The sequence below is a fragment of the Streptomyces sp. MK37H genome (genome assembly GCF_018035285.1).
GTDB classification, from domain to species: domain Bacteria; phylum Actinomycetota; class Actinomycetes; order Streptomycetales; family Streptomycetaceae; genus Streptomyces; species Streptomyces endocoffeicus.
The window spans coordinates 1-4,283 of record NZ_JAAAYH010000592.1 but is presented as its reverse complement, the minus strand read 5'-3'; the positions used below and the strand labels follow the sequence as shown (position 1 = coordinate 4,283).

The window sequence follows — 4,283 nt, the reverse complement described above, 5'->3', positions numbered from 1 at the left end:
AACCGGGGCCATCCCAGGCCGCCCGACCAGCGGCCGTTCGACCACGATTGGCTGAGTGCCGCAGTGCTGAACGGAAATGTGTCCTTCTGGTACCGCCAGACCGGCTTCCCCGAACGGCGTCCGCCGCTCGACGGTGACCTCGCCACCGATGTGTGCGTCGTGGGCGGGGGCTTCACCGGGTTGTGGACCGCGTACTACCTCAAACAGGCCGCCCCCGATCTCGACATCACCGTCGTGGAGCGGGAGTTCGCCGGATTCGGCGCCTCGGGGCGGAACGCCGGCTGGCTCAGCTGCAAGATCGCCGGATCGGCCGGGACCTATGCGAGGAAACGCGGGCGCGAGGCCGTGACCGCCCTCCAGCGGGAGATGATCCACACCGTCGACGAGGTGATCTCGGTGGCCCGTACCGAGGGCATCGAGGCCGACATCGTCAAGAGCGGCTATCTCACCGTCGCCCATGGCGCCGCCCAACTGCCCCGGCTGCGCGCGGCGTACGACCAGCTGCGCCACTGGGGCGGGCAGGACCTGGAGTGGCTGAGCGCACCCCGGCTCGCCGAGCGGCTGCGCCTGGACGGGGCGCTGGCCGGCTACCACAATCCGCACTGCGCCCGGGTCCACCCGGCCAAACTGGTGCGCGGCCTGGCTGGCGCGGTGGCGGCGCGGGGTGTGCGGATTCTGGAGTCCACCCCGGTCACCGCCATCGCCCCCGGCCGGGTCAGCACCCCGTTCGGCGCCATCCGCGCGGGCCGGATCGTCCGCGCCACCGAGGGCTTCACCAGCGGTATCGAGGGCGAGCGGCGCACCTGGCTGCCGATGAACTCCTCGATGATCGTCACCGAACCGCTCCCCGACGAGCTGTGGAAGCGGCTCGGCTGGGAGGGGCAGGAACTCCTCAGCGACGCCACCCACGCTTACACCTACGGACAGCGCACCGCGGACGGCCGTATCGCCATCGGCGGCCGCGGAGTGCCCTACAAGTTCGGCTCCCGCACCGACCGGGCGGGGCAGACCAGCGCGGACACCGTGCGCGCCCTGCGGCGGATCCTCACCGGCCTCTTCCCGGACACCGCCGAGGCCGCCATCGACCACGCCTGGTCGGGGGTGCTGGCCGTGCCCCGCGACTGGTGCGCCTCGATCGGCTACGACCCCGCCACCGGCGTCGGCTTCGCCGGGGGATACGTCGGCCACGGCGTGGCCGCCACCAACCTCGCCGGACGCACCCTGCGCGATCTGCTGCTCGGCCACTCCACCGAGCTGACCGCGCTGCCCTGGGTCGGCCACCGCACCCGGCGCTGGGAGCCCGAACCGTTCCGGTGGATCGGAGTGCACGGCATGTACGCCGCGTACCGCGCCGCCGACCGCTCGGAGTCCTCCGGCCGCACCACCACATCGCCCATCGCCCGTCTCGCCGACCGCATATCCGGACGCTGACCATGAGCAAGCCCACCGCCACCGCCGCGGCCACGGACCGCGCCCCGGCCACCGACCGCGAGCGGACCGCCCGCAAGGCCGGTCTCGCCTCGTTCATCGGCACCACCGTCGAGTGGTACGACTTTTACATCTACTCCACCGCCTCCGCGCTCGTCCTCGGCAAGATCTTCTTCGGCGGCGGTGGTGACACCACCGGCGCGCTGCAGGCGTTCGGCAGCCTGTGGCTCGGCTTCCTCGCCCGGCCGATCGGCGGCATCGTCTTCGGCCACCTCGGCGACCGGATCGGCCGGAAGAAGACCCTGGTCACCACGTTGCTGATGATGGGCATCGCCACCACCCTGATCGGGCTGCTCCCCGGCTACGACGAGGTGGGCGTCGCCGCGCCCATCGCGCTGGTGCTGCTGCGCATGGTGCAGGGCATCGCGGTGGGCGGCGAATGGGGCGGCGCCGTCCTCATCGCCAGCGAACACGCGCCCAAGGAGAAGGCGCTGTCCTTCGGCGCCTTCGCCCAGCAGGGGTCACCGGCCGGATCGATCCTGGCCACCGGGATGTTCGCGCTGCTCACCCAGCTGCCGGACGACGACTTCGACGCCTGGGGCTGGCGCGTGCCGTTCCTCTTCTCCGCCGTGATGGTGGTCATCGGCCTGGTGGTGCGGCTCAAGGTCGAGGAGTCCCCGGAGTTCGCCCGGCTGCGCGACGAGAAGCGGGTCGCCAAGGTGCCCCTGCGGGAGCTGATCACCCGCCACCCCGGATCCCTCGCGCTCGGTGTGCTCGCCAGCTCCATCGGCATCGCCGCCACCTACTTCATCACCACCTTCGTCCTGTCCTGGTCCACCGACAGCCTCGGCATGGAGCGCTCCACCATGCTGAATGTGCTGCTCGTCTACAGCGTCCTGCAGTTCATCACCCAGCCCTTCGGGGTGGTGCTGGCCGGCCGCTTCGGCCCGCGCCGCACCGTGGCGGCCCTGCTGAGCCTCAACTTCCTTCTCGTGCCGGTGATGTACGCCTGTGTCTCGACGACCCAGCCGGTCGTCGTGGGGCTTGGCATCTGTCTGCTGGGCATCACCGGCGCGATGAACTACGCGATCCTGGCCGGACTGCTGGCCGCCGCCTTCCCGATCTCCGTGCGCTACACCGGTATCTCCCTCTCCTACCAACTGTGCTCGGCGCTCATCGGCGGTACGGCCCCCCTGGTCGGCGAGTGGCTGCTGCACTCGACCGGCGGATCGATCGTGCCCGTCGTGATCTACCAGATGGTGCTGGTGGCCGTGTCCCTCATCTGCTCCCTGGCGCTGCTCAACCGCTCGCGGACGGCGTAGCCGCGACCGGGCCTTGGCCGAACGGTCAAAGCCACGGGCGGGTCTTTGGCCGATGCGTGCACCTCCCCGCCCGCTCCCTTCCGCATCATCAGGGGCCGTACAGCGCGGCGGCGCGGACAAGGGAGGCAATGTGAACGGTGTGCGAACACAACCGCACGGCCGGCGGGCCCCGGGGCAGGCCACCGGCCCGGTCGGCAGGCTGACCCGCCGCCGGGAGGTGGCGGAGCTGGTCGCCGAGGCCGGTGGCGGTCCGCTCCGCCGCACCCTGGGCCTGACTCAGCTCACCCTGCTGAGCGTCGGCGCCACACTCGGCACCGGGATCTTCGTGGTGCTCGGCGAGGCGGTGCCCCAGGCAGGCCCGGCGGTGGTGCTTTCCTTCGTCCTCGCCGGGGTCACCGCGCTGTTCTCCGCCCTGTCCTACGCCGAGCTCGCGGGCATGATCCCGGGCGCCGGGTCCTCGTACAGCTACACCTACGCCACCTTGGGCGAGTTGGTGGCCTGGGTGTGCGGCTGGTGTCTGATCCTCGAGTACGGGGTCTCCGTGGCGGCGGTCGCGGTCGGCTGGGGCCAGTACGTCAACGAACTGCTCCAGCTGACCGTCGGCTGGACCCTGCCCGACGCGCTCGCCGCCCCGCCCGGCGACGGCGGGGTGCTGAACGTCCCCGCCGCCGCCATCGTCGTCCTCGCCATGGTGGTGCTGCTGCGCGGCGCCCGGGAGAGCGCCGTGGTCAACACCGTGATGGTGGCGGTGAAGCTGGCCGCGCTCGTCATCTTCTGCGCGGTGGCCTTCACCGCCTTCCACGCCGGGAACTTCCGGCCGCTCTTCCCCCTCGGCACGGCCGGGATGACCGCGGGCGCCTCCTCGCTCTTCTTCTCCTACATCGGTTTCGACGCCGCCTCCACGGCGGGGGAGGAGGCCAAGCACCCGCAGCGCGATCTGCCGCGCGCCATCGTCCTCTCGCTCGGGCTGGTCACCGCCCTGTACTGCGCGGTCGCGCTGGCGGCGGTCGGCGCGATGCCCTGGCAGCGGTTCGAGGGCACCGAGGCCACGCTCAGCCAGGTCCTCGTCCGCTCCGTCGGTGGCGGCGAGCTGTGGCCGGTCCTGCTGTCCATCGGCGCGGTCGTCGCCACCACCAGCGTGGTCCTCACCGTGCAGTACGGGCAGATCCGCATCCTGTTCTCGATGTCCCGCGACGGGCTCGTCCCCGGCCTCTTCTCCAGGGTCCACCGGCGCACCGGAGTGCCGCGCGCGGGCACCGTCATCGTCTCCGCCTTCGTCGCCCTCCTCGCCGCGCTCATCCCGCTCGGCGACCTCGCCGACGCCACCAGCATCGGCACCCTCTTCGCCTTCGCCCTGGTCAACCTGGCCGTGCTGATCCTGCGCCGGCGCAAGCCGGACGCGCCACGCAGCTTCCGGGTGCCGCTCGCGCCCGTGACACCCCTGCTGGGAGTGGCCTGCTGCGGGTATGTGATGTACGGGCTGGGGGCCGACACCTGGATCGCCTTCGGCGCCTGGATGGCGGTCGGACTCGC

Annotated in this window: 3 protein-coding genes; all 3 read left to right on the top strand. The window is 71.7% G+C overall.

Going from position 1 to position 4,283, the window contains the following annotated elements; all coding sequences use genetic code 11:
• Positions 1-63: 63 nt before the first annotated feature.
• Positions 64-1,431 carry an FAD-binding oxidoreductase gene (locus GWI24_RS41200; RefSeq protein WP_308344262.1) on the top strand — a complete coding sequence of 456 codons (1,368 nt, stop codon included), beginning with the start codon at positions 64-66 and terminating at the stop codon, positions 1,429-1,431.
• Between the two features lie 2 nt (positions 1,432-1,433).
• The gene (locus GWI24_RS41195) at positions 1,434-2,750 is read left to right on the top strand and encodes an MFS transporter (protein ID WP_210951143.1); all 1,317 of its coding nucleotides are present in this window, start codon (positions 1,434-1,436) and stop codon (positions 2,748-2,750) included.
• Positions 2,751-2,802: 52 nt separating this feature from the next.
• Positions 2,803-4,283: amino acid permease (locus GWI24_RS41190; RefSeq protein ID WP_210951142.1), on the top strand; the 1,481-nt coding region annotated here is incomplete at its 3' end.

What these genes read in the sequence shown, in the direction of transcription:
- GWI24_RS41195 (WP_210951143.1), top strand. Translation starts at nt 1,434, where the DNA reads ATGAGCAAGCCCACCGCCACCGCCGCGGCCACGGACCGCGCCCCGGCC.